At 32.3% G+C, this 25,731-nt stretch carries 24 protein-coding genes and 2 rRNA genes; 18 read left to right on the top strand and 8 right to left on the bottom strand.

The genetic code is table 11. The features are described from left to right. Window positions 1–18: 18 nt before the first annotated feature. Window positions 19–1,431 carry a multidrug transporter subunit MdtD gene (gene mdtD, locus EAH69_RS11590; protein ID WP_121935373.1) on the bottom strand — a complete coding sequence of 471 codons (1,413 nt, stop codon included), beginning with the start codon at window positions 1,429–1,431 and terminating at the stop codon, window positions 19–21. A gap of 72 nt (window positions 1,432–1,503) precedes the next feature. Here mdtD and EAH69_RS11595 point away from each other — a divergent pair, with 72 nt between their 5' ends. The 5 genes from EAH69_RS11595 (at window position 1,504) to EAH69_RS11615 (ending at window position 5,472) form a co-directional block, all read left to right on the top strand. Next, complete coding sequence (locus EAH69_RS11595; RefSeq protein ID WP_121935374.1) at window positions 1,504–2,151, top strand: TatD family hydrolase; 648 nt, start codon at window positions 1,504–1,506, stop codon at window positions 2,149–2,151. Between the two features lie 23 nt (window positions 2,152–2,174). Further along, a complete protein-coding gene (locus EAH69_RS11600; RefSeq protein WP_121935375.1) occupies window positions 2,175–2,897 on the top strand; it encodes a tRNA threonylcarbamoyladenosine dehydratase in 723 nt (240 codons plus the stop codon). A 63-nt stretch (window positions 2,898–2,960) separates the two neighbouring features. Then, complete coding sequence (locus tag EAH69_RS11605; RefSeq protein WP_121935376.1) at window positions 2,961–3,674, top strand: hypothetical protein; 714 nt, start codon at window positions 2,961–2,963, stop codon at window positions 3,672–3,674. A 147-nt stretch (window positions 3,675–3,821) separates the two neighbouring features. Next, window positions 3,822–4,451, top strand: coding sequence for a hypothetical protein (locus tag EAH69_RS11610; RefSeq protein WP_121935377.1), 630 nt, complete (start codon window positions 3,822–3,824; stop codon window positions 4,449–4,451). 106 nt (window positions 4,452–4,557) lie between these two features. After that, entirely contained in the window at window positions 4,558–5,472 is a 915-nt protein-coding gene (locus EAH69_RS11615; RefSeq protein WP_121935378.1) for a helix-turn-helix transcriptional regulator, read from the top strand. Here EAH69_RS11615 and EAH69_RS11620 read toward each other — a convergent pair whose 3' ends face one another. Beyond that, window positions 5,473–7,611: a type IA DNA topoisomerase gene (locus EAH69_RS11620; RefSeq protein ID WP_121935379.1), complete on the bottom strand. Its 2,139-nt coding sequence runs from the start codon at window positions 7,609–7,611 to the stop codon at window positions 5,473–5,475. Window positions 7,612–7,936: 325 nt separating this feature from the next. Here EAH69_RS11620 and EAH69_RS11625 point away from each other — a divergent pair, with 325 nt between their 5' ends. From EAH69_RS11625 to EAH69_RS11640, 4 genes are all read left to right on the top strand, one after another. Further along, on the top strand, window positions 7,937–8,749 hold the full coding sequence (locus EAH69_RS11625; protein WP_121935380.1) for a MotA/TolQ/ExbB proton channel family protein: 813 nt from the start codon (window positions 7,937–7,939) through the stop codon (window positions 8,747–8,749). A gap of 79 nt (window positions 8,750–8,828) precedes the next feature. Further along, window positions 8,829–9,419 (top strand): biopolymer transporter ExbD, encoded by a 591-nt coding sequence (locus EAH69_RS11630; RefSeq protein ID WP_121935381.1) that lies wholly within the window; start codon window positions 8,829–8,831, stop codon window positions 9,417–9,419. 18 nt (window positions 9,420–9,437) lie between these two features. After that, complete coding sequence (locus EAH69_RS11635; protein WP_121935382.1) at window positions 9,438–9,977, top strand: ExbD/TolR family protein; 540 nt, start codon at window positions 9,438–9,440, stop codon at window positions 9,975–9,977. 33 nt (window positions 9,978–10,010) lie between these two features. Next, window positions 10,011–10,961, top strand: a complete 951-nt coding sequence (locus tag EAH69_RS11640; RefSeq protein WP_121935383.1) for a hypothetical protein — start codon at window positions 10,011–10,013, stop codon at window positions 10,959–10,961. A 92-nt stretch (window positions 10,962–11,053) separates the two neighbouring features. Here EAH69_RS11640 and EAH69_RS11645 read toward each other — a convergent pair whose 3' ends face one another. Further along, window positions 11,054–12,121, bottom strand: a complete 1,068-nt coding sequence (locus EAH69_RS11645; protein WP_121935384.1) for a M20 family metallo-hydrolase — start codon at window positions 12,119–12,121, stop codon at window positions 11,054–11,056. Next, window positions 12,115–12,882: an acetylglutamate kinase gene (gene argB / locus EAH69_RS11650; RefSeq protein ID WP_121935385.1), complete on the bottom strand. Its 768-nt coding sequence runs from the start codon at window positions 12,880–12,882 to the stop codon at window positions 12,115–12,117. Before argB ends, EAH69_RS11645 begins: the two co-directional genes overlap by 7 nt. Before the next feature lie 251 nt (window positions 12,883–13,133). Here argB and EAH69_RS11655 point away from each other — a divergent pair, with 251 nt between their 5' ends. From EAH69_RS11655 to carB, 8 genes are all read left to right on the top strand, one after another. Further along, on the top strand, window positions 13,134–13,715 hold the full coding sequence (locus EAH69_RS11655; RefSeq protein ID WP_121935386.1) for a GNAT family N-acetyltransferase: 582 nt from the start codon (window positions 13,134–13,136) through the stop codon (window positions 13,713–13,715). Window positions 13,716–13,785: 70 nt separating this feature from the next. Then, window positions 13,786–14,238 (top strand): arginine repressor, encoded by a 453-nt coding sequence (locus EAH69_RS11660; protein WP_121935387.1) that lies wholly within the window; start codon window positions 13,786–13,788, stop codon window positions 14,236–14,238. 9 nt (window positions 14,239–14,247) lie between these two features. Then, window positions 14,248–15,429 carry an argininosuccinate synthase gene (argG, locus tag EAH69_RS11665; protein ID WP_121935388.1) on the top strand — a complete coding sequence of 394 codons (1,182 nt, stop codon included), beginning with the start codon at window positions 14,248–14,250 and terminating at the stop codon, window positions 15,427–15,429. 81 nt (window positions 15,430–15,510) lie between these two features. After that, window positions 15,511–16,497 carry an N-acetyl-gamma-glutamyl-phosphate reductase gene (gene argC, locus EAH69_RS11670; RefSeq protein ID WP_121935396.1) on the top strand — a complete coding sequence of 329 codons (987 nt, stop codon included), beginning with the start codon at window positions 15,511–15,513 and terminating at the stop codon, window positions 16,495–16,497. Window positions 16,498–16,533: 36 nt separating this feature from the next. After that, window positions 16,534–16,893, top strand: a complete 360-nt coding sequence (locus EAH69_RS11675; RefSeq protein ID WP_121935389.1) for a four helix bundle protein — start codon at window positions 16,534–16,536, stop codon at window positions 16,891–16,893. Window positions 16,894–16,929: 36 nt separating this feature from the next. Then, a complete protein-coding gene (locus EAH69_RS11680; protein ID WP_121935390.1) occupies window positions 16,930–18,066 on the top strand; it encodes an aspartate aminotransferase family protein in 1,137 nt (378 codons plus the stop codon). Next, entirely contained in the window at window positions 18,059–19,147 is a 1,089-nt protein-coding gene (gene carA / locus EAH69_RS11685) for a glutamine-hydrolyzing carbamoyl-phosphate synthase small subunit (protein ID WP_121935391.1), read from the top strand. The genes EAH69_RS11680 and carA overlap by 8 nt, the downstream gene beginning before the upstream one ends. A gap of 11 nt (window positions 19,148–19,158) precedes the next feature. Next, a complete protein-coding gene (carB, locus tag EAH69_RS11690) occupies window positions 19,159–22,389 on the top strand; it encodes a carbamoyl-phosphate synthase (glutamine-hydrolyzing) large subunit (protein ID WP_121935392.1) in 3,231 nt (1,076 codons plus the stop codon). A gap of 177 nt (window positions 22,390–22,566) precedes the next feature. Here carB and EAH69_RS11695 read toward each other — a convergent pair whose 3' ends face one another. Together EAH69_RS11695 and EAH69_RS11700 are read right to left on the bottom strand one after the other, a co-directional pair. Next, a complete protein-coding gene (locus EAH69_RS11695; protein ID WP_121935393.1) occupies window positions 22,567–23,175 on the bottom strand; it encodes a hypothetical protein in 609 nt (202 codons plus the stop codon). A gap of 11 nt (window positions 23,176–23,186) precedes the next feature. Next, entirely contained in the window at window positions 23,187–24,218 is a 1,032-nt protein-coding gene (locus EAH69_RS11700; RefSeq protein ID WP_121935394.1) for a DUF3667 domain-containing protein, read from the bottom strand. A gap of 129 nt (window positions 24,219–24,347) precedes the next feature. On the opposite strand from EAH69_RS11700, the gene EAH69_RS11705 reads away from it, so the two are divergent. After that, complete coding sequence (locus EAH69_RS11705) at window positions 24,348–25,250, top strand: T9SS type A sorting domain-containing protein (protein ID WP_121935395.1); 903 nt, start codon at window positions 24,348–24,350, stop codon at window positions 25,248–25,250. A gap of 36 nt (window positions 25,251–25,286) precedes the next feature. Here EAH69_RS11705 and rrf (EAH69_RS11710) read toward each other — a convergent pair. Both rrf (EAH69_RS11710) and rrf (EAH69_RS11715) read right to left on the bottom strand, forming a co-directional pair. Beyond that, window positions 25,287–25,394: ribosomal RNA gene (gene rrf / locus EAH69_RS11710) — 5S ribosomal RNA — on the bottom strand. An 87-nt stretch (window positions 25,395–25,481) separates the two neighbouring features. After that, window positions 25,482–25,589: ribosomal RNA gene (gene rrf, locus EAH69_RS11715) — 5S ribosomal RNA — on the bottom strand. Window positions 25,590–25,731 lie beyond the last annotated feature (142 nt).

The raw sequence follows: 25,731 nt of genomic DNA on the forward strand, positions 1-25,731 counted from the left end.
TTGATAAGCTCCTTTTTGTTATTCTTCTATCTTTCCAGACATTGACGAACCATCATTTGCTTTTAACAAAAAGAAAATATAGGTTGATAAAATAGTTAAAATTCCTAAAGTTAAAAACGAATATCGAAAGGCTTGGACATCGACACCATTCGTTATAAAATCTAATTTTCTAAATATACCTAAAACCAAAGCCGCTACAGATATCCCAAAAGTTAGTGATAATTGTTGCGTGACAGAAAGTAAACTATTTCCTTCGCTTGAAGTATTTTCATCCAAATCAGCAAGTGACAATGTATTCATCGCGGTAAACTGAATAGAACTAAAAAATCCATTTAAAACCATTAAAGGAATCAAATAAGTAATTGATGTTTCTGAATTTAATAAAGCAAATGAACAGATGATTATTCCTAAAATAATTGTATTACCAATTAATGTATTACGATAACCAAATTTATTAACAATTGGCACAGCAAAAGATTTTGCAATTATGTTACTCGCTGCTGCCGGAATCATCATCAATCCTGCAACTGTCGCTGTGTAACCATACCCTACTTGTAGCAATAACGGAATTAAAAACGGTATTCCTCCGATTCCTAATCGGGTAATTAAATTCCCAATAATACCAATTTTTAAAGTTCTAATATTGAATAAATTCAAATCAATCAAAGGATGTTTCTTTTTTCTTGCATGATAAACATAAAAGACAATCAAAATCAAAGCTATAACCGAAAGAATTAATATTGATAACCAACTAATCCCATGAGAAGAAACCAATTCCATCATCAGAGTGATTACAATCACTGCTCCTGAAAAGAGAATCAATCCCATCATATCAAATTTAAATACTTTATTGGTGAAATTAGGAATTGCAAAACTCGTCATCCATAAGGCGATAATTCCGAATGGAATATTAACTAAAAAAATCCAATGCCACGACAAAGTTTCAACCAAAACACCTCCTATTGTTGGTCCTAATAAAGGTCCTATTAAACCAGGAATTGTAATAAAGTTGATTACTTTTAATAATTCTTTTTTGGGATAAGCATATAAAATAGCTAATCGCGAAACCGGAACCATCATCGCTCCTCCAACTGCCTGAATTACTCTTGAAATAATTAAAGATGTTAATGAGGTAGAAAATGTACAAAGCACCGATCCTAACGTAAAAACCAATATTGCTAATTGAAATATTTTTTTTGTTCCATATTTATCCGATAACCAACCACTGAGTGGAATTAATAACGCAACAGTTACAGAATAAGCCACTATAATGGATTGAATTTCTAACGGCGATTTTCCTAAATCTTTCGCAATTGATGGCAATGAGGTATTTAAAATCGTAATATCCAACGCATGCATAAAAATAGCCATAGCTGCTAACCATGGCAAAAATTTCAACATTTTTGGTGTTACTTCAGTTGTTGAGTTCATAATTTAATAGCCGCAAATTTTATTCCTCTTTCTAGCTTATAAAAGTATTTATAAAAATATTATTTTTGGTAGATGTTAATCAATACACATACACATCATCTTACAAATTCTTCTAAAAAAATTCTGGACATTTACAATCAATATCCTTGGAATTTTATAGAAAACGATGCGTATTACTCAATTGGAATTCATCCTATTTTTATCGATCAATCAACTCTTGAAAAAGATTTATTAACAATAGAACATCATCTTCTTGATGAAAAATGTTTAGCAATTGGAGAAATTGGGTTAGATAAAATAACACCTATAGATTTAGAAACCCAAACCAAAGTTTTTAAAGATCAACTTAAAATTGCAGAACAGCATCAAATTCCGGTTATTATACATTGCGTACGTGCTTATCAAGAAATTTTACATATCCGAAATGAAATGAAATTGACAGTTCCTTTTATTTTTCATGGATTTAATAAAAATCAACAATTAGCACAACAAATTATAAGTAATAATTGCTTGCTTTCATTTGGAAAAAATTTACTTCAAAACCCAAACTTACAAACTATATTTGCAAACCTTTCGCAAGAAAATTTCTTTTTAGAAAATGATGACAGTCAAATCCCTATTGAAGAAATATACTCGAAAGCAGCAGAAATTAGAAATACGTCTGTTGATGAAATTCAGAATATTATTCAGAATAATTTCAATCGTATTTTCAAAAAATAAGTAAGAAAAAATAAATTTATCATATGGCAATTTGGCAAGAAAGAGCTGAGTTATTATTTAAAGAAGAAGGTTTAAAAAACCTTAAAAATTCTAACGTTTTAGTTGTAGGTTTAGGAGGTGTTGGATCGTTTGCAGCAGAATTTATCGCTCGTGCTGGAGTTGGTAAAATGACAATTGTAGATGGCGACACTGTTGACATTACAAACATTAATCGCCAATTACCTGCTTTACATTCTACTGTTGGAATGAATAAAGTAGATGTAGTTGGTGATCGTTTAATGGATATTAATCCTGAATTAGAATTAACTCGTATCAACGAATTTTTATCGCCAGAGCGTACACACGAAATAGTTACAGAAGATTTTGACTATGTGATGGATTGTATTGACTCGGTTACTCCAAAATTAAACTTAATTATTGCAGCAAAGCGCAAAAAGATTAAAGTTGTTAGTAACATGGGAGCTGGTGGAAAATTTTTAGCAAGCAAAGTTCAAGTTAAAGATATTAGTAAAACTGATGTTTGTCCTTTAGCTAAAAATGTTCGTAAGAGATTAAAAAAAGCTGGAATTTCTAAAGGTGTAAAAGCTGTTTTTTCTACTGAGGTTCCAGATGAAAGTTCAGTTAAATTAACGGACGGAACTAACTTTAAAAAATCTTTTTACGGTACGAATAGTTGGATGCCTGCATTATTTGGATTACATGCTGCAGAAACTGTCATCAAACATTTAATAAAAAAGGACCAATAATATCGTATTTTACGAAGTGTTTTTATTATTTTAGAGACCTTAAAAAACATAACACATTAAGAAATGAATATCAACTACGATTATATCACGTACGATGATGTCTTACGCGCCCGCCGTGAGATGTATGAAAGAGCATATGAAAAACACGCTACGAATTCAATTTTAAATTCTGCACGTGATTTGTTTAGTCAAGGAGCATTCGATATGTGTATTAACATTTGTAAAGGATTATTAGACACAAATGATCCTAAGCAATTATACGATGCAAAAAAATTAATAGCTTTATCTTATTACAGCAAGCAAGACCATGCAAATGCAGATGAAGCTTTTTATGATTTAACTATAAATTCTACGAATTCTGATGATTACTTTAATGCTGTTATTTCTGCTGCATTAAATAAAAACTTTGACCGTAGTAAAGCTCTTTTTGAGGTTGCTTTAGAAAAATATACACACCACGGTACACAAAAAAACATGCCTTCTGTACAATTAATTCTTCATTACATGATTACTTTAATTACTGTCGAAGAATTTGAATTAGCAAAAGAGCAGTTTCATTTATTGAAAGAAATTTACATCAAAGTTAAAAACACAGACGAAAAATTTTTACGTTCTCGTGCCTTAGAACCTATTGAAAGATTTTTAGAATTATCTACACCAATCTTACAGCAATATTCTGAAGACGAGTTAGAAATTATTTACGATGCATTACACAGTAACATTGACGAAGCTGGTAAAGAAAAAGTAGAAGATTACTTCAACTCTATCGTAAAATAAAATATTTCATCTCTTTTAAAATATTCGAAAGCATGCCAATAGGCGTGCTTTTTTTTTAGATAATTATAACATTTTTTGTCATTAATTAAGATTTAACGGAATAATTCATGTTTTTAAATACTTAGTTATAAACTAAAAAAGAAACATATGAAAACATTAATTAAATCAACTGCGTTAGCAATCGCAGGAATCGTCTCCTTCTCATTTACCTCTTTAGATGATAAAGATCCAAAAGTTGTAATTATTGATATTGTTGATAACATTGAAACAACAAACAATCAAAACTTAACTGATTCATTTAAAAAGTCTATTGATTCGATTAACCAAACAGAAGAAGTTAAAGTTTTAGATTGGAAGCAAATTACAAGCGGATTAGACGAAAATAAAAAGCAAGTCTTACTAGACAGTATAAAACCAGATGTTGTATTAACGCTAAATTTCAAAAATTCTGAAAAAGGGAATAATGCAGTTACAGCAGTCGTTTTTAAAGGAAATAAACATTTTGAGCATTCACTTACTTCAGCAAAAGAATTAACAAGTTCTTTTAACGAAGCTGTTATTAAAAACGAAGGTGTATTTCAAGCAGATTCGGAATACGTACAAGATAACGCAACACCAGCATTGTTCGTAAGTATCGAAACGAAAAACGATTCATCATCTAACAAAGAAATCGTTTCGACATTATCTGACTTTATTAAGAAAGTAGATTCAGACCAAGCCAATTCGAATCAAGAAAATAAATCAGAAATTATCCAAAAAGATATAAAAGTAGAATAGTTTAACTATCATTCTTATTCCACACTATTTTCAAGTAGTACTCAAAAATTGGGTACTACTTTTTTTTTACTTTAATTTCTTTAAATTTGTTTCAAAGCAGAAATCAATGTCAAAACAAGGATATATCGCGCGTTACTTTAATATTGTAAGAAAATTATCTCAACAAAAATATTGTTCATTCGAAGATTTATCTTCTTTTTTAGAAGATCAATTCGAGATGATGCAAATCTATGATGATACGCTAGAATTTAATTTTTCTAAAAGAACTTTACAAAGAGACATCCGTGAGATTAGAACAATTCTTGGAATTGATATTGTATATAGCCGATCGAACAAAGGTTATCATATCGAACAAGACGACTATTCTTCTGATTTATTTTTAAAAACAATCGAAGAAATAAATAGCTTTTCTGCATTAAAACTAACTAACTCATTAGATAATGTAGTTTATTTAGAAAAACGTCAGCCAAAACGTGCCGAATATTTGCCAGATATAATTCAAGCAATTCAAAAGAAACGAAAATTAGAATTTAGTTACTTAAAATTTGGAGAAACTGAAGAATCTTCACGTAAAGTAAATCCAATTGCAATTAAAGAATTCAATAATCGTTGGTATCTAATTGCGGAAGAACAAAATTTAATTAAAAACTTTGGAATTGAACGTATGTCTAAAGTTTTGATTTCTGATGAACGAATTGGAAAAAAAATTGAATTTGATTACGATGAAAAATATCAACATTGTTTCGGAATTATTGCGCCAAATTCTGAGGAACCTTTTGATGTTCAATTAGAAGTAGATTTAAAACAAGGCGCATATCTAGAAACTCTACCGCTGCACAGTTCTCAAAAAGTAATTAAAAAAACAGCTGATAAAATGGTGTTTGGACTAAAGGTCTACATCACAACAGATTTTATCAGCGAAATATTATCAATGGGTAAATTTATTAAAATAATTGAACCTCAAATTTTAAAAGATCGTATTAAAGCACATCTTAGAGTTTTGAACGAATATTATAATTAATTATCGTTCAAAATCTAATTTAAACATCGTATCTAAAATCAACTTAGCATCAAATTTTTCGTTCGTATTTGCATCTACAAAACCTTTAATTTTAGTTGTTTTCTGTTTCGTTAATAATTGATGAATTTGGTTGTCAGTTAACTTCTTTCCACCAATTTCAAATGGAATCATAAAACCACATGCCTTAAAGTTAGCGCAACCATAAGCCGTTTTACCTTTCATTATTTTATGCTCCTTACATTTAGGACAAGTGGAATCTTCGATAACGATTTTCTCTTTTTCCTTTTTAGGTTTTACCGTTTTCTCCGCAACCGTTTTCGTAGTATGCGAAGCAATTGGACGGAAATAACTTTTCTTCACAGAATTTGTTAATTCAGTTACCATCAAAATCAATTCTTGCTTAAAGGTTTCTAATTCATATTCACCTTTTTCCATCAAACGCAATTTACGTTCCCAAACACCTGTCAATTCAGGTGATTTTAGTAATTCGTCCTGAATCATATCAATCAAATCAATACCCGTTTGAGTCGCAATAATATTACGTTTTTTCTTTTCGATGTACTTACGTTTAAAAAGCGTTTCAATAATATTGGCACGTGTTGAAGGACGACCTATTCCATTGTCTTTCATTAACTCGCGCATTTCTTCATCATCAACTTGTCGTCCAGCTGTTTCCATGGCACGCAATAAAGTTGCTTCTGAATAAAATTTTGGAGGTGTCGTTTTTCCTTTATGGATAAATGGCTCATGAGGACCTTTTTCACCAATCGTAAAAATTGGCATTAGTTTTTCTTCCTCATCTTTTTTATCGTCTTGTTTGTCTTTGGCGTAAACTTCTCTCCAACCCATTTCAAGAATCTGCTTTCCAGATGCTTTAAAATTAATTGCCGATAAATTACCATCTTTCCCATTATTCTCTACTTTTCCCTCCACATTCGTGTTGGCTACTTTACATTCTGGGTAAAAAACAGCAATAAATCGACGAGCAACTAAATCATAAATTCGTTTTTCATCTAAATTTAAACCTTGCGGGAAGATTTCTGTTGGAATAATAGCATGGTGATCCGTTACTTTAGCATCATCAAAAACTGCTTTCGATTTCGGAATCGGTTTCATTAATAAAGGAGCAACCAATGGTTGATAAGCAACTAATTTCTGTAAAATGCCCGGAACTTTTGGATAAATATCTTCTGATAAATAAGTTGTATCTACACGCGGATAAGTCACAAACTTCTTCTCATATAAACTTTGAATATATTTTAAAGTATTCTCTGCCGAATATGCATATTTCTTATTCGCTTCTACTTGTAACGATGTTAAATCAAATAACCGTGGATTTTTTTCTTTACCTTCTTTAATTTCGAAGTTGATAATCTCAAACTCTCTATCATTAATAAAAGATAAACCACTTTGCGCTTTATCTTCTGATTTTAAACGTGGAATATCAGCCGTAAATTCTACTGACTTATATATAGTCTTTAATTCCCAGTACTCCTCAGAATTAAATGCGTCGATTTCTTTCTGTCGTTTGACAATCATCGCTAAAGTTGGCGTTTGTACACGACCTATAGATAAAACTGTTTTGGGTGGAGCAAATTTCTTTGTAAATAAACGAGTAGCATTCATACCCAATAACCAATCACCAATTGCTCGAGCTTGCCCTGCTGCGAAAAGGTTTTCGTATTGCGCACCTAAACGTAAATTAGCAAAACCTTCTTTGATAGCTTCTTCAGTTAATGAAGAAATCCATAAACGGCGTAATGGTGCTTTACTTTTAGCTTTTAATAAAACCCAACGTTGTATTAATTCTCCTTCCTGCCCAGCATCGCCACAGTTAATCACTTCTTCTACAGCATCATTAGTTACTAAACCTTGAATTATTCTAAACTGTTTTTTTACTCCTGCATTTTCTATCACCTTAATACCAAAGGATGATGGAATCATTGGTAGATAGTTTAAATCCCAACTTTTCCATTCAGGCGCATAATCCTGAGGTTCTTTTAAAGTACATAAATGCCCAAAAGTCCATGTCACTTGATACCCGTTACCTTCATAGTAACCATCTTTTTTTTGATGAGCTCCTATCACTTTTGCGATATCTTTAGCAACACTTGGTTTCTCTGCAATACAAACTTTCATGGGATTAATTTAAAGAAGTACAAAATTCCTGATAAAATATTTAATTATAAAATATTTTTTAAAAACTAATAATTAAAAAACACAACATATAGAAAAAAGAACTAAATTAGATGTTTAGATAATTAAACATCAGTATTTTAAATGAAAATAAAGCGAATATACATATAATTTAACCACATTATCATTCTCATAATAATTGAATATAAAATCATATTTATTATAAATTTAACGTGATATGTGAATAAAAAATATAGATGATTTAAAATATTTTCACTTAATTTACACCCACATTAATAAAAATCATAATATTTAAAAGAATTAGTAAATGGAAAAGAATGTATCAGTACCAGCTAAAGGTAAAAAAGGAGGTATAAATCCTGTTATTACTATTATCGTATTAATCATCGCTGCAATGGGGCTTTTTTACGGTGTATTTGGAGCTGAAGGAAACTTCGAAGGAGGAGACACTGCTAAAGGTCACCCATTAAACATGTTAGGAATCATTTTTAAAGGAGGGGTAATTATCCCATTCTTAATCTCATTCTTCTTTATGGTAATTGTTTTCTCAATTGACCGTGCTATCGTTTTAAACAAAGCGAAAGGAACAGGAAGTGCTGATAAATTTGTAAATGACATCCGTGCATTATTAAACAAAAACGAAATTAACAAAGCGTTAGAATTATGTGACAAACAAAAAGGTTCTATCGGTAACGTAGTTAAAGAAGGTTTAACAACTTACAAAGCGTTAGAAAACGATACAACTTTAAACAAAGAGCAAAAATTAGCGCAATTATCTAAAACTTTAGAAGAGGCAACTACTTTAGAAATGCCAACTTTAGAGAAAAATATGACAATTATCTCTACTATTGCTTCTGTAGGTACATTAATTGCCTTAATGGGAACAGTATTAGGTATGATTAAATCTTTCTTCGCATTAGGAGAAGGTGGAGGATCTGTGGATTCAGCTACATTATCTGTAGGTATCGCGGAAGCCTTAATTAACACAGGTATTGGTATTGGTGCATCTGCATTCGCAATTATGGCATACGCTTTCTTTACTTCTAAAATTGATGATTTAACATTCAAAATTGACGAAGTAGGTATGAGTATCCAACAATCTTTCTCTGCTCACAATTAATATTCAACAAATCGACACAAAGTTTACACTTTGAGATTTAGTAAAGCAAATTAGAATATTAATATAAATACAGAGAAAAATGGCAAGAGTAAAACCGAAAAGAAGAGGTCCTTCGATGGACTTAACAGCTATGTCTGACATGGCTTGGCTTTTGTTATCTTTCTTTATCTTAACATCTAACTTCCGTGAGCCAGAAACTGTAGCAGTAGTTACTCCTACATCTGTTTCTAACGAAAAAATGGCGGAAGAAAACATGATGATCGCTAAAATTGATGGAAAAGGAAATTTCTTGATGTCTTTCGAAGAAGACGATAGAATTCCAGCTCTTGAAAGAATGGGTGAGAAATATGGTGTTAAGTTCACAGACGCTGAAAAGAAAGCATTCAAAAGTTTACCAGAATTTGGAGTTCCAATGGCAGAAATGAGACAATTCTTAAATCTTCCAGCGGACAAACAAGCAACATATAACCCAGGTGTTCCATTAGATACTATTGGTGGAGCTAAAGTGGAATTAGTTGATTGGATTTTTGAAGCAAAAGAAACAAATCCTGATTTATTCTTAGCAATTAAAGGTGATGAAGCATCTGAATACAAACAATTTAAGACTTTAATCAAACAATTGCAAGAGAAAAACATGAACAAGTTTCAGTTAATCACATCACAAGAATAATTAAAAGAAGTTTAAGAAATGGCGCAAATAGATACATCAGCCGATAGTGGCGACGGAAAAAAAGTCCGTTCCAAGAAGCAGTCAACGAAAGTTGATATGGCACCGTTAGTTGACTTAGGTTTCTTATTAATTACTTTCTTTATGTTCGCAGCGACGCAAATCAAACCGAACGTGATGAACTTAAATATGCCTCCGAAATTAAATGAACAGGTTGAGAAACAAGTAAAACCAGAAATTGATTTACGTAACTCATTATCTGTTGTATTAGGAAAAGAAGGAAAAATCTTCTGGCATCAAAAGGACCAAACTTTAACTGCAGCTGATTTAAATGAAACAGATTATTCTGCTGAAGGTATTCGTAAAGCCATCACTGATGCTTATGCGAAAGCACCTCAAAAAGAAATGTTTACTGTTATCATTAAACCAACAGACGGAGCAAGTTATAAAAACTTAGTTGACGTTTTAGATGAAATGGAAATTACGAAATCTACTAAATATGGTATCGTTGAAGTAGCTCCTTACGAGCAAGCTGCATTAGACGAGAAAGTAGGTAAATAACGTAGATTGATTAATTAAAAAAGAAATTTTAAAATGTCAGATAACAATAAGAATATAAAATCTTTAGACGATATCGTATTCGAGAACAGAAATAAAGAGTATGGGGCGTACGATTTACGTATGACTGAGAAAAACTCTTTATTACGCGCTCTTTTACGTGGAGGTCTTATCATTTTATTGATGGTTGGTGGAATTCTTTTCTCTGTTTCTGATTTAGCAGGAGGAAATAAAAATGAAGATATTTCTGTTGAAGTAGATTTATCTCAGATTGATATCCCTGAAGTAGAAGAACCAGAAGAAGTAGAACCAGAACCGGAAGAGCCGGAACCAGAACCAGAACAAAATCACTACCAAGAGGAAACGGCACAAGAGAAATTCGTGATGCCAGAACCAAAACCAGAACCTAAAGTTCAGGAAACGGTTCCTCCAACGGAAGATTTAAAAGGTAAAGATTTATCTTTTGAAAAACGTGAAGGTAAAGAGTCAGCAGGACAAACTGGTGGTGGACCAGTTAACTTAAATCCTGAGGCTCCTAAAAATACAACACAAGCTCCTAAAAACGATAGTGACAGCAACAAACCAGCTGCTCCAGCTACAGTAACTGCTCGTTCAGCAACTGTAATGGCAGTTTACCCAGGATGTGAGAAAGACGCAGCTAAAGGTAAACAACAAGCAATTGATTGTATGTCTAAACGTTTAAGTGCTGATATTGGAGATGAATTAGCAGATTTCGCTGAAATTGCAGAACGTGATGGTATCACTAATGCAGTAGCTAAATTAAACTTCCAAATCAACACACAAGGACACATTGTAAAAATCTCTCCACAAGGTGATGCGAAATTAGGTCCTGAAGCTAAAAAAGCTTTAGAGCGTATTACGCAAAAACAACAAAGAAGAGGTAAAACAATTAAACCTGCAGAATCAGATGATGGTAGACCAGCGATCTTAAACTTTAATATCCCTGTTCGTTTCCAACAGATGTAATCATATAAAAAATGGATATCAATTTGATATCCATTTTTTTTTGTTTAAAATAAAAGGCGAATCTTACGATTCGCCTTTTTAAAATCTATTTATTAGAAATTGAAATCTTTTAATAATTTGATGTAACGATCAATTCCGTGTTCTATTTCTGAAATTAAAATATATTCATCAGGGGTATGCGAACGAGCTGAATCTCCTGGTCCAATTTTAATTGTATCAAAAGCCATCATCGTTTGGTCTGACATTGTTGGCGATCCATAAGTAGAACATCCTAATGAGATTCCTTTTTGAACTATTGGATGATCAATTGAAATACGTGACGAATTTAAACGTAATGATCTTGGTTTAACTTCAGCGTTTGGTAAAGCTGTTTTTATTATATCAGCAACTTCTTCGTTTGTGTACATTTCGTTCACACGACAATCAACAACCATTGTACATTCATCTGGAACTACATTATGTTGTTTTCCTGCATTGATTTGCGTCACAGTAGTTTTTACTGGTCCTAACATATCAGAAACTTTATCAAACTGAAATTCTTTAAACCAATTAATTACTTCTAAAGCTTCATAAATTGCATTCACACCTTCTTCACGTGCTGCATGCCCAGTTTTTCCTTTAGCAATAACATCAAAAACGATTAAACCTCGTTCAGCAATAGCCATATCCATTTTTGTTGGTTCTCCTACAATTCCTAAATCAATTTTAGGTAAAGAAGGTAATAAACTTCCAACGTTTAATTTTCCTGAACTCTCCTCCTCTGCTGTAATTGCTACAATTAAATTGAAAGGAATATCTTCATTTAAATAATTAATAAAAGTTGCCAATAAACTAACTGCCGATGCTCCTGCATCATTAGATCCTAAACCTGTTAATCGATCACCTTCTATTGTTGCTTGTAATGCATTATATGTCCAAGAAGATCCAAATTTTACCGTATCATGATGAGAATTTAATAAAATTGTTTTCTTAGATTCATCAAAACCAGGATGTATTGCGTACACATTATTATCTTGGCGTTTTGGTTCTGCTCCATTTTCTTTTAAGAAGTTGAAAATAATCTCAGCAGTTTCATGTTCTTCACTTGAAAATGATTGCGTTTCGATTAACGTACACAATAAATCAACTGCTTTTTGTTTTAAAACGCTTAATTCTAACATAAAATAGTTTTAATATCTCCGTTAATATTATTTGCATGAACTAGAGTTACTTCTTTCACTCCATTGTCAATTACACGGAATGCATTATCTAATTTCGGAATCATTCCTTCAAAAATTACACCTTCAGCTTTTAACTCTTGGTATAATTCTTTATTGATTACTGGAATTAAAGTAGAATCGTCATTTACATCACGTAGAACTCCTATTTTATCAAAACAGAAATTTAATTGTACTTCATTCTTCACAGCTAACGCTTCAGCAACCGTAGATGCAATTGTATCTGCATTCGTATTTAATAATTGAGAATTTCCGTCGTGTGTAATTGCACATAAAACAGGCGTGTATCCATTATCTATTAACAATTGTAAAAAATCAACATTAATTCCGTCCAACGTAATATCACCTACAAATCCATAATCAATCGTTTTAACTGGACGTTTATTTCCTTTAATTACATTTCCATCAGCTCCAGATAAACCAACTGCATTAGTTCCGAATTCTTGTAAATTAGCAACAATAGATTTGTTTAAATTACCTGCGTACAATCCTGTCACAACGTCAAGTGTTGGTTGATCTGTAATTCGACGACCATCCACCATTTTTGGTTCAATTCCTAACTGTTGTAACATCTTAGAAGCTCCTTTACCTCCCCCATGTACTAATACTTTAGGACCTTCTATCTTAGAAAACGCATTTAAAAATTGCGTTAACTCTTGCGGATTATCGATAATACCGCCTCCTATCTTAATAATTTTAAGCATGTTAATAATTATGTAAAATTTATTGTGTTTTTTTGGTAAGACAAAAATAAAGTATTTAACTTTGCACTTCAGTATAATAACTGAATATCTTGTTGATTAATGGAAGAAATTTCTAAGAACATTCTTCTCTTCTCTGAGAAAAAATCTTTTAATGTAAAAGTTTCTAACACTTTTAGAAACTTTCATGGTAATGATGGCTATTGGTCATCCTTTTTTTTAACCTCTATTTTCTTAATCAACTCTCCTAAATTATGTATGTAAGAATAGCAAATGCAGACGATGCCAAGTATTCAGAGCTTTTGTGCGAATGGTATGAAGAATCCGCTCGTATGAGAAAGACTGGTATCGCGAAAAGAAATCCGGTTTACCTGGAACGCAAAATGCGAAACGGGAATGCGGTAATTGCTTTTGATGACGATGATCAAGTAGCAGGATTTAGTTACATCGAAACCTACGAAGAAGAAAAATTCGTAGTCAATTCAGGTTTAATTGTACGTACTGATTTAAGGAGTTCGGGAATCGGAAAAGAAATTAAACATGCAGTGTTCAAATTATCTCGAACGAAATTCCCTAATTCTAAAGTTTTCAGTATTACAACGTCACTTGCTGTGATGAGAATGAATACTAAACTGGGGTACAAACCAGTAACTTTTTCAGAATTAACTCAATCAGATGAATTTTGGAATGGTTGTAAAAGTTGTAAAAATTACCACATCTTAATGGATAACGACCGTGATAGATGTATTTGTACAGGATTAGTGTACGATAATTTAGATGATGATTATGCAAAGGAAGCAAGACAACAAAACAATGATGATAACAAGAATGAATAATTATTCGTTCTAAGGTTTTTTTTTGCCTAAAATGAGTATATTTGCAAAAATATTCGAATAAATATTCAAAATGAGTAATAAAAAATACAGATTTCAAGTCATTAAAGATTTAATCGCTACAGAAGAAATAAGTAGCCAAGATGAATTATTAAAAAAATTAATGGACATCGAAATTGTAGTAACTCAAGCAACTTTATCGAGGGATTTACGCGAATTAAAGGTTTCTAAGTTTCCAAATCATCACGGAAATTACATTTACAAATTAACAGAAGCTGAGCCTACTCATCAAACAGTTACGCATAGTAATCACATTACTCTAACTTTTTCACAAAATTTAGGAGTTATAAAAACAAAACCTGGTTATGCTACAAGTTTAGCATTTGAAATTGATAATGCAGCTTTCAAAAGTATAATCGGAACAATTGCTGGTGATGATACGTTACTTATCATAATGAAAGAATCTAGCACAAGAGAAGAAGTAACACATGAATTAAGAACAATAGTTCCCAATATAAACAAATAACAAACAACGATGAGCAACAAAGCAGTTTTAGCTTACAGTGGAGGTTTAGATACATCTTACTGTTTAGTTAACTTAACAAAAGACCAAGGAATGGAAGTACACACAGTAATTGTAAATACTGGTGGATTTTCTGATGAAGAGTTAAAAGAAATCGAAGCTCGTGCATATGAGTTAGGTTCTTCTAAACACGTAACAATCGATATTACAGATAAATATTATAACGATTGTGTTCGCTACTTAATCTACGGAAACGTTTTAAAAAACAACACTTACCCATTATCTGTAAGTGCAGAACGTATGTTCCAATCGATTGCTATTGCTCAGTACGCAAAAGATGTAGATGCAGAATACATCGTACACGGATCGACAGGTGCAGGAAATGATCAAATTCGTTTTGATGTTGCTTTCGCTGTGATCTCACCAAATTCAAAAATTATCACTCCAATTCGTGACGAAAAATTATCTCGTCAACAAGAAGTAGATTACTTACAAGCGAATGGAGTAAGTTATAGTTGGGAAAAAGCAAAATACTCTATCAACAGAGGTATTTGGGGAACTTCAGTTGGAGGTGTTGAAACATTAACTTCTAACGAAGCTTTACCAGAGGATGCTTATCCAACACAATTATCAAGAACGGAATCTTCTGTAATCGAAGTAGAATTTGAAAAAGGAATTCCAGTTGCTTTAGATGGAGAAAAAATGTCTCCAGTTGCTTTAATCCAAAAATTAAACGAAATCGGTGGTGAATATGCTATCGGTCGTGATATCCACGTTGGTGATACAATCTTAGGTATCAAAGGACGTGTTGGTTTTGAAGCTCCTGCTGCTTACATCTTAATCAAAGCCCACCACTTATTAGAAAAACACACTTTAACAAGATGGCAATTATTACATAAAGATTCTTTATCTAACTGGTACGGAACTTTATTACACGAAGCGCAGTATTTAGATCCTGTAATGCGTGATATTGAAGCCTTCTTAGAATCTTCTCAAGAAAGAGTTACTGGTAAAGTTAAAATGCAATTAAACCCTTACCACTTCTCAATGATCGGTATTGAATCTCCATACGATATGATGCAGTCTAAAGTTGCTGTATATGGTGAAGAGAACGATGCTTGGGATTCGAGAGATGCAAGAGGATTTATCAAAATATTTGGTAATCAATTAAAGATTGTTCATAGTTTCGATTAATTGATTCGTTAAAGTGGGTTCATTGACTTGGATCCACTTTATTTCAATATAGATTACAATAAACACGCACAACAAACAAAAATGACAAATAAAATTAACGTTAGTATCGTAGGTGGAGCTGGCTACACGGCAGGAGAATTACTACGCATTCTGATTTATCATCCGAATGTAAACATCTCTTCTGTGTACAGTACTTCTAATGCTGGAAACCCCGTTTCTAAAGTTCACGACGATTTATTAGGTGAGACCGATATCGTATTTTCAGACAAAATTGATGAAAATGCTGATGTCGTTTTTTTATGTTTAGGCCATGGTAAATCGGCAGAATTTTTAGCAAATAATACATATGCTGAACATACTGTTGTGATCGATTTAAGTAACGATTTTCGATTAGATGCTAATAATGAACATGAAGAAAGATCGTTTGTTTACGGATTACCAGAATACAACCGCGCTGCAATTTTAGAAGCAAAAAACATTGCGAACCCAGGATGTTTTGCTACTGCAATTCAATTAGCTTTGTTACCATTAGCTGCGAGTAAATCAATCACAGAAGATATTCACATCAATGCTGTAACAGGTTCAACAGGAGCTGGACAAGCTTTAGCTGCTTCTACACACTTTAGCTGGAGAAATAACAATGTTTCTTTTTACAAAGAGTTTTCACATCAACACGAAGGAGAAATTTATCAAACTCTAAAATTATTAGAACCTGGTTTTAATAACAAAGTGTACTTCTTACCAATGCGTGGAGATTTTGCTCGTGGAATTTTAGCTGGTGTTTATTTAAAATCTGATTTATCAGAAAAAAAAGCAATTCAATTATTCAAAGAATATTACAAAGACGAGCCTTTTACACACGTTTCAGATGCACCAATTGCATTAAAACAGGTGGTAAATACAAACAAGTGTTTATTACACATCCAAAAACAAGACGACGTTTTATTAATCACTTCGATTATTGATAACTTAACAAAAGGTGCATCAGGTCAAGCGGTTCAAAATATGAACATCATCTTCGGATGGGAAGAGAATTTAGGACTTAATCTTAAAACGGTAGCGTTTTAATTAAGTTATGAGTATTGAGTTATAAGTTTTGAGATTATGCAAGACTACAGAAAATTAACAGTTTGGAATCGTTCACATCAATTAGTATTAGATTTATATAAACTTGTAAATCTGTTTCCTAAAGAAGAACAATTTGGACTAATTTCTCAAATCAAAAGAGCAGTATCTTCCATGCCTGCAAATATTGCAGAAGGTTGTGGTAGAAACTCAAATAAAGACTTTGCTCAATTCTTAAATATAGCTTTAGGTTCTTTGAATGAAGTTACATACTTTATTCTATTAGCCAAAGATTTAAAATACATTAATATTGAAGATTATTCAAAATTAACCGATGAGTGTAATGAAATAAAAGCCATGTTAATTTCACTAATTAAAAAAATTAGAGAAAAAAACTAACTCATTACTCAAAACTCATCACTCAAAACTTTTAATATGAAACTATTCGACGTATATCCATTAATGAACGTAACTCCGGTTAAAGCCAAAGATTGTATTCTTTGGGACGAAAACGGAAAAGAATATTTAGACTTATACGGAGGTCACGCAGTGATTTCTATCGGGCACGCACACCCACACTATGTGCAAAAAATTACAGAACAGATCAACAATATCGGATTTTACTCTAATTCAGTTCAAATTCCAATTCAAACAGAATTAGCTGAAAAATTAGGACGTTTATCTGGATATGATGATTATACATTATTCTTATGTAACTCTGGAGCAGAAGCTAACGAAAATGCAACAAAATTAGCTTCTTTTCACACAGGAAAAGATCGCATCATTGCATTTAACGGTGCTTTCCACGGACGTACATCAGGATCGGTTGCTTTAACAGACAACCCAAAAATTGTTGCACCATTCAACGCACACCACAAAGTTTCTTTCGTAGATTATAACATCGACGCAATCAAAGAAATTATCGCTGGTGGAGATGTTGCAGCTATCATTTACGAACCAATTCAAGGAGTTGGAGGAATCATTTTACCTTCAGACGAATTTATCCAAGAATTAAGAACTGTTTGTACAGAAAACGGAGTGATTTTAATCGCAGACGAAGTTCAATCAGGATACGGACGTTCAGGAAAATTCTTCGCTCACCAACATTCTAACATCAAAGCTGATTTAATCACGATGGCGAAAGGAATGGGGAACGGATTCCCAATCGGTGGAGTTTTAATTTCTCCAGAATTTAAAGCTTCTTACGGATTATTAGGAACAACTTTCGGAGGAAACCACTTAGCGTGTGCGGCTGCAGTTGCTGTTTTAGATGTAATCGAGCAAGAAAACTTAATCGAAAACGCAAAAGAAATCGGTGAATACATCGGTATTCAATTAAATAAATTCCCAAAAATAACTGAAGTTCGTGGTCGAGGATCAATGATCGGAATCGAGTTCGACTTCCCAATTGCGGAATTAAAGAAAAACTTACTAGCGAAACACAACATTTTTGTTGGATACGCAGGAACAAATGTAATTAGATTACTACCACCACTTACTATTACAAAACAATACGTAGATAAATTCATATCAGCTTTAGAAACTGAAATTAACATTATCATCAATGGATAAGACAGTAAAATTAGTATTCCAAGACGGATTAGAAATCGAAGGAAAATCTTTCGGTGCATATACTTCTGCCGCAGGAGAAGTAGTATTCAACACAGCTTTAGTTGGATACAATGAAAGTTTGACTGACCCTTCTTACAAAGGTCAGATTATGGTTATGACAGCTCCAATGATCGGAAACTACGGTGTTCCTGATGATAAAGCAATGATCGAATCAATCGAAACTTGGATGGAATCTAACAAAATTCAAGTGACTGGATTAGTTGTTTCTTACTATGCTGATGATTATTCGCACTGGAACGCTATTCAAAAATTAGGAGCTTGGTTAGAAAGTCAAAACATTCCTGGTATTTATGGAGTTGATACACGTATGATTACAAAAAAATTACGTGAGCAAGGTTCTACTTTAGGAAAAATTGTTGCAGATACAGACGTAGAATTTTACAATCCAGATTTAGATAATTTAGTGGATCAAGTTTCTTGTAAAGAAGTAATTCGTTACAACGAAGGTGCTGATGTAAAAATTGTTTTAATCGACTGTGGAGTTAAAAATAACATTATCCGTTGTTTCACAAACCGCGGTGTTGAAGTAATTCGTGTGCCTTGGGATTACGATTACTCAACGTTAGAATACGATGGATTATTTATTTCGAATGGACCTGGAGATCCTGCTTTATGTGTTCCAACAATCAACAACATCAAAGCATCTTTAAAAGGTGATAAACCAATCTTTGGGATTTGTTTAGGTAACCAATTGGTAAGTTTAGCGGCTGGTGCATCTACATTTAAATTAAAATACGGACACCGTTCGCACAACCAACCCGTACAATTAGTTGGTACGAAGAAATGTTTCATCACTTCTCAAAACCACGGTTTCGCAGTAGATGATTCTAAATTACCAGAAGGATTCAAAACATTCTTCACGAACTTAAATGATGGTACGTGCGAAGGAATTCGTCACGAATCTAAACCAATCTTTACAGTTCAATTCCACCCAGAAGCAATGGGAGGTCCAGTGGATACAGAGTATTTATTTGATGAATTCATCGAAGAAGTAAAAAAATATAAAAGCGCTAACGCATAATCAGAAGCACGATGTTAAAAAAAGATATTAAAAAAGTATTAGTATTAGGATCAGGAGCATTAAAAATTGGTCAAGCGGGTGAGTTTGATTACTCTGGTTCTCAAGCGTTAAAAGCCTTAAAAGAAGAAGGAATTAAAACAGTTTTAATCAATCCAAATATTGCAACTGTTCAAACTTCTGAAGGTATTGCAGACGAAGTCTACTTCTTACCTGTTACCCCTTACTTTGTAGAAGAAGTAATTAAAAAAGAAAAACCAGACGGAGTTTTAGTTGCCTTTGGAGGACAAACAGCTTTAAATTGTGCGGTTGAATTAAATAAAGAAAACATCTTTGAAAAATACGGTGTTGAAGTTTTAGGAACACAAATTCCTGTCATTGAAGCAACAGAAGACCGTGATATTTTCATCGAAAAATTAGACCAAATTGGTGTTTTAACAGCGCGTTCAGAAGCGGTTGAAACGGTAGAAGATGCAATGGCAGCTGGTAAACGTATCGGTTTCCCATTAATCATCCGTGCAGCTTATGCTTTAGGAGGTTTAGGTTCTGGTTTCGCGAACAACGAAGAGGAATTATTAGAATTAGTAGAAAAAGCATTCAACTACTCTACGCAAGTATTAGTTGAAGAGTCTTTAAAAGGATGGAAAGAAATTGAGTACGAAGTTGTACGTGATGCATACGATAACTGTATTACCGTTTGTAATATGGAAAACTTCGATCCAATCGGTGTTCACACAGGTGAGTCTATCGTAATCGCTCCATCTCAAACGTTATCAAACTCAGAATACCACAAATTACGTGAAGTTGCTATCCGTACAATTCGCCACCTTGGTGTAGTTGGAGAATGTAACATTCAATACGCATTTGATACAGTTTCTGAAGAATACCGTGTAATTGAAGTAAACGCTCGTTTATCTCGTTCTTCTGCCTTAGCATCTAAAGCAACTGGTTATCCATTAGCTTTCGTAGCAGCTAAATTAGCATTAGGATATTCATTATACGAATTAAAAAACAGCGTGACGCAAACAACATCTGCGATGTTCGAACCAGCGTTAGATTACTGTGTAGTTAAATTACCTCGTTGGGATTTAAACAAATTCTACGGCGTTCGTCGTAACATTGGTTCTGCAATGAAATCAGTTGGTGAGGTGATGGCTATCGGACGTTCTTTCGAAGAAGCAATTCAGAAAGGTGTTCGTATGTTAGATATCGGACACAGAGGTTTTGTAGCAAACTCATTTGTTATCCCTGAAGGAGAATCATTAGATACTTGGTTAGCTGAGCCAAATGATGAGCGTTTATACGCGATTACTGAAGCGTTCAAAGCTGGATATTCAATTGAGAAAATCCACGATTTAACGAAGATCGACTTATGGTTCTTACAACGTTTAGAAAGAATTTTCAATATTTCTAAAGAATTTGAAGCCTTAGAAAGATTTGAACAAGTGGATGCTGACTTAGTGAAAAAAGCAAAATTAGCTGGTTTCTCTGATCAACAAATCGCAGTTTTAGTAAAAGGTAACCAAAATGTTCACCGTAACGAATTAACAGTTCGTGAATTACGTAAAAACTTCGGAATTGTTCCGGTTGTTAAACAAATTGATACGTTAGCAGCTGAATTCCCAGCGCAAACAAATTATTTATATGTAACATACCACGGTACTGAAAATGATATCGCAACTGAAACTGAAAAATCAGTTTGTATCTTAGGTTCTGGTGTTTACCGTATCGGTTCGTCAGTTGAGTTCGACTGGTGTTGTGTAAATGCTGCTCAAACAGCGTCTAAAAACGGATACAAAACAATCATCATCAACTATAATCCAGAAACAGTTTCTACGGATTATGATGAGTCAGACCGTTTATACTTCGAAGAATTATCTTTCGAACGTGTAATGGATATCTTGGATTTTGAACAACCTGATGGAACAATCATTTCGACAGGAGGACAAATTCCAAACAACTTAGCGATGAAATTGTACGATGAGAAAATCAATATTTTAGGAACTTCTCCTTTACGTATTGATGATGCAGAAAATCGTCACAAATTCTCTGAGATCTTAGATGAATTAGGAATCGACCAACCACGTTGGAAAGAGTTATCTTCTTTAGAAGCGATTCACAATTTCGTAGAAGAAGTAAACTTCCCAGTTTTAATTCGTCCTTCTTACGTTTTATCTGGTGCAGCGATGAACGTAGTATCGAATAAAGAAGAATTAGATGCATTCTTAAAATTAGCGAAAGAAGTTTCTCCAGACTATCCAGTTGTCGTTTCAGAATTCGTACAAGGAGCAAAAGAAATCGAATTAGATGCAGTTTGTCAAAACGGAGAAATTGTAGATTACGCTATTTCTGAGCACGTGGAATTTGCCGGAGTTCACTCAGGTGATGCAACAATGTACTATCCACCTCAAAAAGTGTACATCGAAACGATTCGCCAAATGCGTAAAGTTGCAGCGAAAATTGCAAAACGTTTCGAAATCTCTGGTCCAATGAACATTCAGTTCTTATCAAAAAACAATACAGTTCGTGTAATCGAAACTAATATTCGTGCATCTCGTTCGTTCCCATTCGTATCGAAAGTTGCAGGAAACAACATGATCGAAAAAGCGACTAAAGTTTTATTAGGATTAGAAGTAGAAAAAGGGCATTCAGAAATCGTTTACGATTTAGATTACGTCGGTGTTAAAGCCTCTCAGTTCTCATTTACTCGTTTAGCTGGTGCTGATCCAGTTTTATCTGTAGATATGTCGTCTACTGGTGAGGTTGGATGTATTGGAGATACAGCGGAAGAAGCCTTATTAAAATCGATGTTATCTGTAGGATATGAAATTCCTGAGAAAACAGTTTTAATTTCTGGTGGACCAATCGAATCGAAAGTAGCATTATTAGGACCTGCGAAACAATTAATCGAAAAAGGTTACAAAATTTACGCGACTGAAGGAACACACAAATTCTTTACAGAAAATGACGTGTACTCTACGTTAGTGTATTGGCCATCTGATAAAAAAGAGCCAAACGTAATGTCGTACTTACACGATAAGAAAATTGATATGGTGATCAACATCCCGAAAAACTTAACTAAAGCGGAATTAGATAACGATTACCAAATTCGTCGTACAGCAGTAGATTTCAACATTCCATTAGTTACAAATGCACGTTTAGCTTCGGCTTTCATCAACGCATTTACAACGTTATCTATGGAAGATTTAAAAATCAAAACTTGGAACGAATACCGTAACAAGTAATACGTTTTAATTAGTAAGTTATAAGTTTAAAGCCTCGCAATTGCGAGGCTTTTTTATTTAGTTTCCGTCATATTAAACTTGTTTCAACATCACACATAAAAATCAAAAACAGGATGAGAAGCTGAAATAAATTCAGCTTGACCAACGAAATTTGTCATTACGAGCTTGACGAAAAATCTAACTCTTTCTAAAATTAAATCCTAAACTCACAATTAAAAGTATTCCTAAAACGCCTAAACCAATCCAATAATATTTCTCTTTTCTTTCAGCAGTTAATTGATACAAATCATTTTTTTTTGATAATATCACTATATCATCATTTTCATAAGAAGGCAATATGATTTCATTAGATGCAATAAATTCTTCATTTAATTTTTGCAATTGATTGATTTCTTCTTCAGAAACATTATTTAATGCATCTGATCTTGTACATATACTTGTTGAAACACCAAAAGAAGTTGGATAACCATAGACCAAATATTTTTCATTTAAATTGAATGTCATTCCACAACCACCAAATAGACTTCCTAAAGGGGTATAAATTGTGGTATAATATTTCTTTGAATTTTGCTTAGATAATTCTCGTTTAAAATCTTTTTCGATTTCAAAAGTATAGGCATAAACTGTATTGGAAGAATAATCATACTTAGATGAATCGACAGCTATAACTTTACCAATAAATATTGCATCAGAATTTTGATAAGAATCTTTTATTGTAGGAAATGCACAACTACAACCAAAAGCAGAACTAGAAAATAAGAATAGTAAAAAAAATATGTATTTCATAAATGTGAATATTATACGTGTAGATAAGAATAGATTACGATTCCAATGATAATTGTAAAAAAGATAAATGAATTTATTCCAATCAATATTAATCCTTTTAGTAATGTTATAAATCTATTCTCTTTATATCTTCGGTGTAATGCCAATATAAAATTGATTATTGTGAAAATTCCAATAATAACAGCTATAAATCTAAGAATTGAAACAATAAAACTTATTTCAATATAACTAGATAATGCGGTTAAAATATAAATTGTTAGAACGGCAAGTAAAATAACAGAGAAATAATGCAGGGTGAAAATCCCGTGATCGAAATACCAATATTTTTTCTTGTTGTAAAATAACCAAAGTAAGAATGAAAAGATTGGCATATAGACAAATAAAGCCTTTGGAATTAATTTTAAGCTATGTTCTATAATACTTTCAGCAATTTGTTCAGTAGAAATATTATTCGCTTTTAATTCTTTAAATTTACTGATGAAACGTGTAAGTATAGGTGCTTGTGCATCTACTTTCTTTTCTATTTGTTCTATTGTTGCTATATCAACTTCATTTAAAGAAATCTCAGTATTATTCTCAACCGCTTTATTAATTAAATCTTTTTGCTGTTTACTAATTACACTATTTATAGCCAAACTATCTAAGCTTTGTTTAACTTCAGCTTTTTTATCAATCTGAACTTCTTTCGGAGGATTTACCTTAATATTATCTTCAGTAACACGAGTTTTAGTTGGAATAATGGCAATTAAAAAAAAAGTAATAAAACTGATAAAGATATAGAGCTTAACAGGATTTACGGAACTATTACGTTTTCCTGATAAGTATTCATTAGTGATTCTTCCAGGCTTAAAAAATAAATTCTTAATCGTATGCCAAAAACTACTATCGTAATGAATAAAATCTTCAATAAAATGGGTTATTAAAAAATAAAAAGGCTGCCTTGTTTCTGTATTTTCTTGTCCACAATGCGAACAATAATTTTCAATAACTGTGTTATTGCAATTCTGACAGATATTATCTTCTCTTAGCTTTCCGTCGCTCATTTCATATGTATTAATTAGAAACAAGTTAAAAATAAACAATATTTAAACACAAATTATAAATAAAATTTTATAAATTAATGAATAGCAAGTGTTTAATTATTTATTTATCAATTATAAAAACCTTTACTTATGAAAAATTTATTGTTCTTAATAGTTTTAAATTCTTTTCTTCAAGCGCAAGATTATATTCCATTTATACAAAACGGAAATGTTTGGAAATATTCTCTAACTGATAATCCAATGTGTTTTCAGGATGAAAATGATAGAATTGATGTGGTTTATGATTATTCTTTAGGTAATGAAGTTATTATAAACGATGAAGTATTTAAAGAATTATACGTTCAATATCATTTCAAATCATTATCTGATTTTATTGAAAGAAAAAATTGTGATGATGAATACGATTTAAGTATACATTTAGGTCATTTAGATATAAATAATTATAATACGCGTCATCTAATTGGTTATGTAAAGGAAGATATTCAAAACAAAAAAATTACAATTAATAGTATTAACAATTCTGGAACAAGAATATACGATTATATTAATAATAATAGAACTTTATTAGCAATCAATGAAGTAACAAAATATAACATTCATACAAAAGAATATGAATATGATTATTTAGCTTATTCACCAAACAAATATTACTTATACGAAGGAATTGGTGATGGATATGATTTTTTTCGATCAACGTTCGATCATATTGATCCTCCTTTCAGTGGTTTATATGCATTCTCTTCAGATAATGGGACAACATTTTATACATCAAATAATCAACTATTAGGTTTAAAAGATATATGTGTAAATTCAAATTACTCTATTGTCAATAATCCGAGTAAAGACTTAATTCAATTAAATACAATTGAAGGGATAAATTCAATCAAAGTTGTAAATATACTAGGACAAATAATATTTGAACAAATGAAAGATTTTGAAAAAATTAATATAGAAAATCTTCCATCAGGAATATATTATTTAGTAATTGAAGATAATATAAGTATCAGTAAACTTAAGTTAATAAAAAAATAAAAGTCTTTAGAAACTAACCTAAAGACTTTCGACAAAGACTGGCGACTACCTACTCTCCCGCAATAGCAGTACCATCGGCGCTGAAAGGCTTAACTTCTCTGTTCGGAATGGGAAGAGGTGAGCCCTTTCGCTATAATCACCCTAATATTTTAAGTGTAATTTTTAGTCAGGTTTACATCCTGATATGGGATAAAAAAAGCTCAATCTTGATAGAATGAGCTTTTTAATAAAAACTGGCGGCGACCTACTCTCCCGCAATAGCAGTACCATCGGCGCTGAAAGGCTTAACTTCTCTGTTCGGAATGGGAAGAGGTGAGCCCTTTCGCTATAACCACCCTAATTTCTTAAGTGTCTTTGAAAGGTGTGTTCCTTTATGTTGTTGACATTATTAGTCTTTGATATTGTTCTTTTTGTTAACACAATCCAGTATACAATTCAAATAAGATTAACTAACCTTCTCTATGACGGTTAAATTAATATT

The organism is Faecalibacter macacae, assembly GCF_003687725.1.
GTDB classification, from domain to species: Bacteria; Bacteroidota; Bacteroidia; order Flavobacteriales; family Weeksellaceae; genus Empedobacter; species Empedobacter macacae.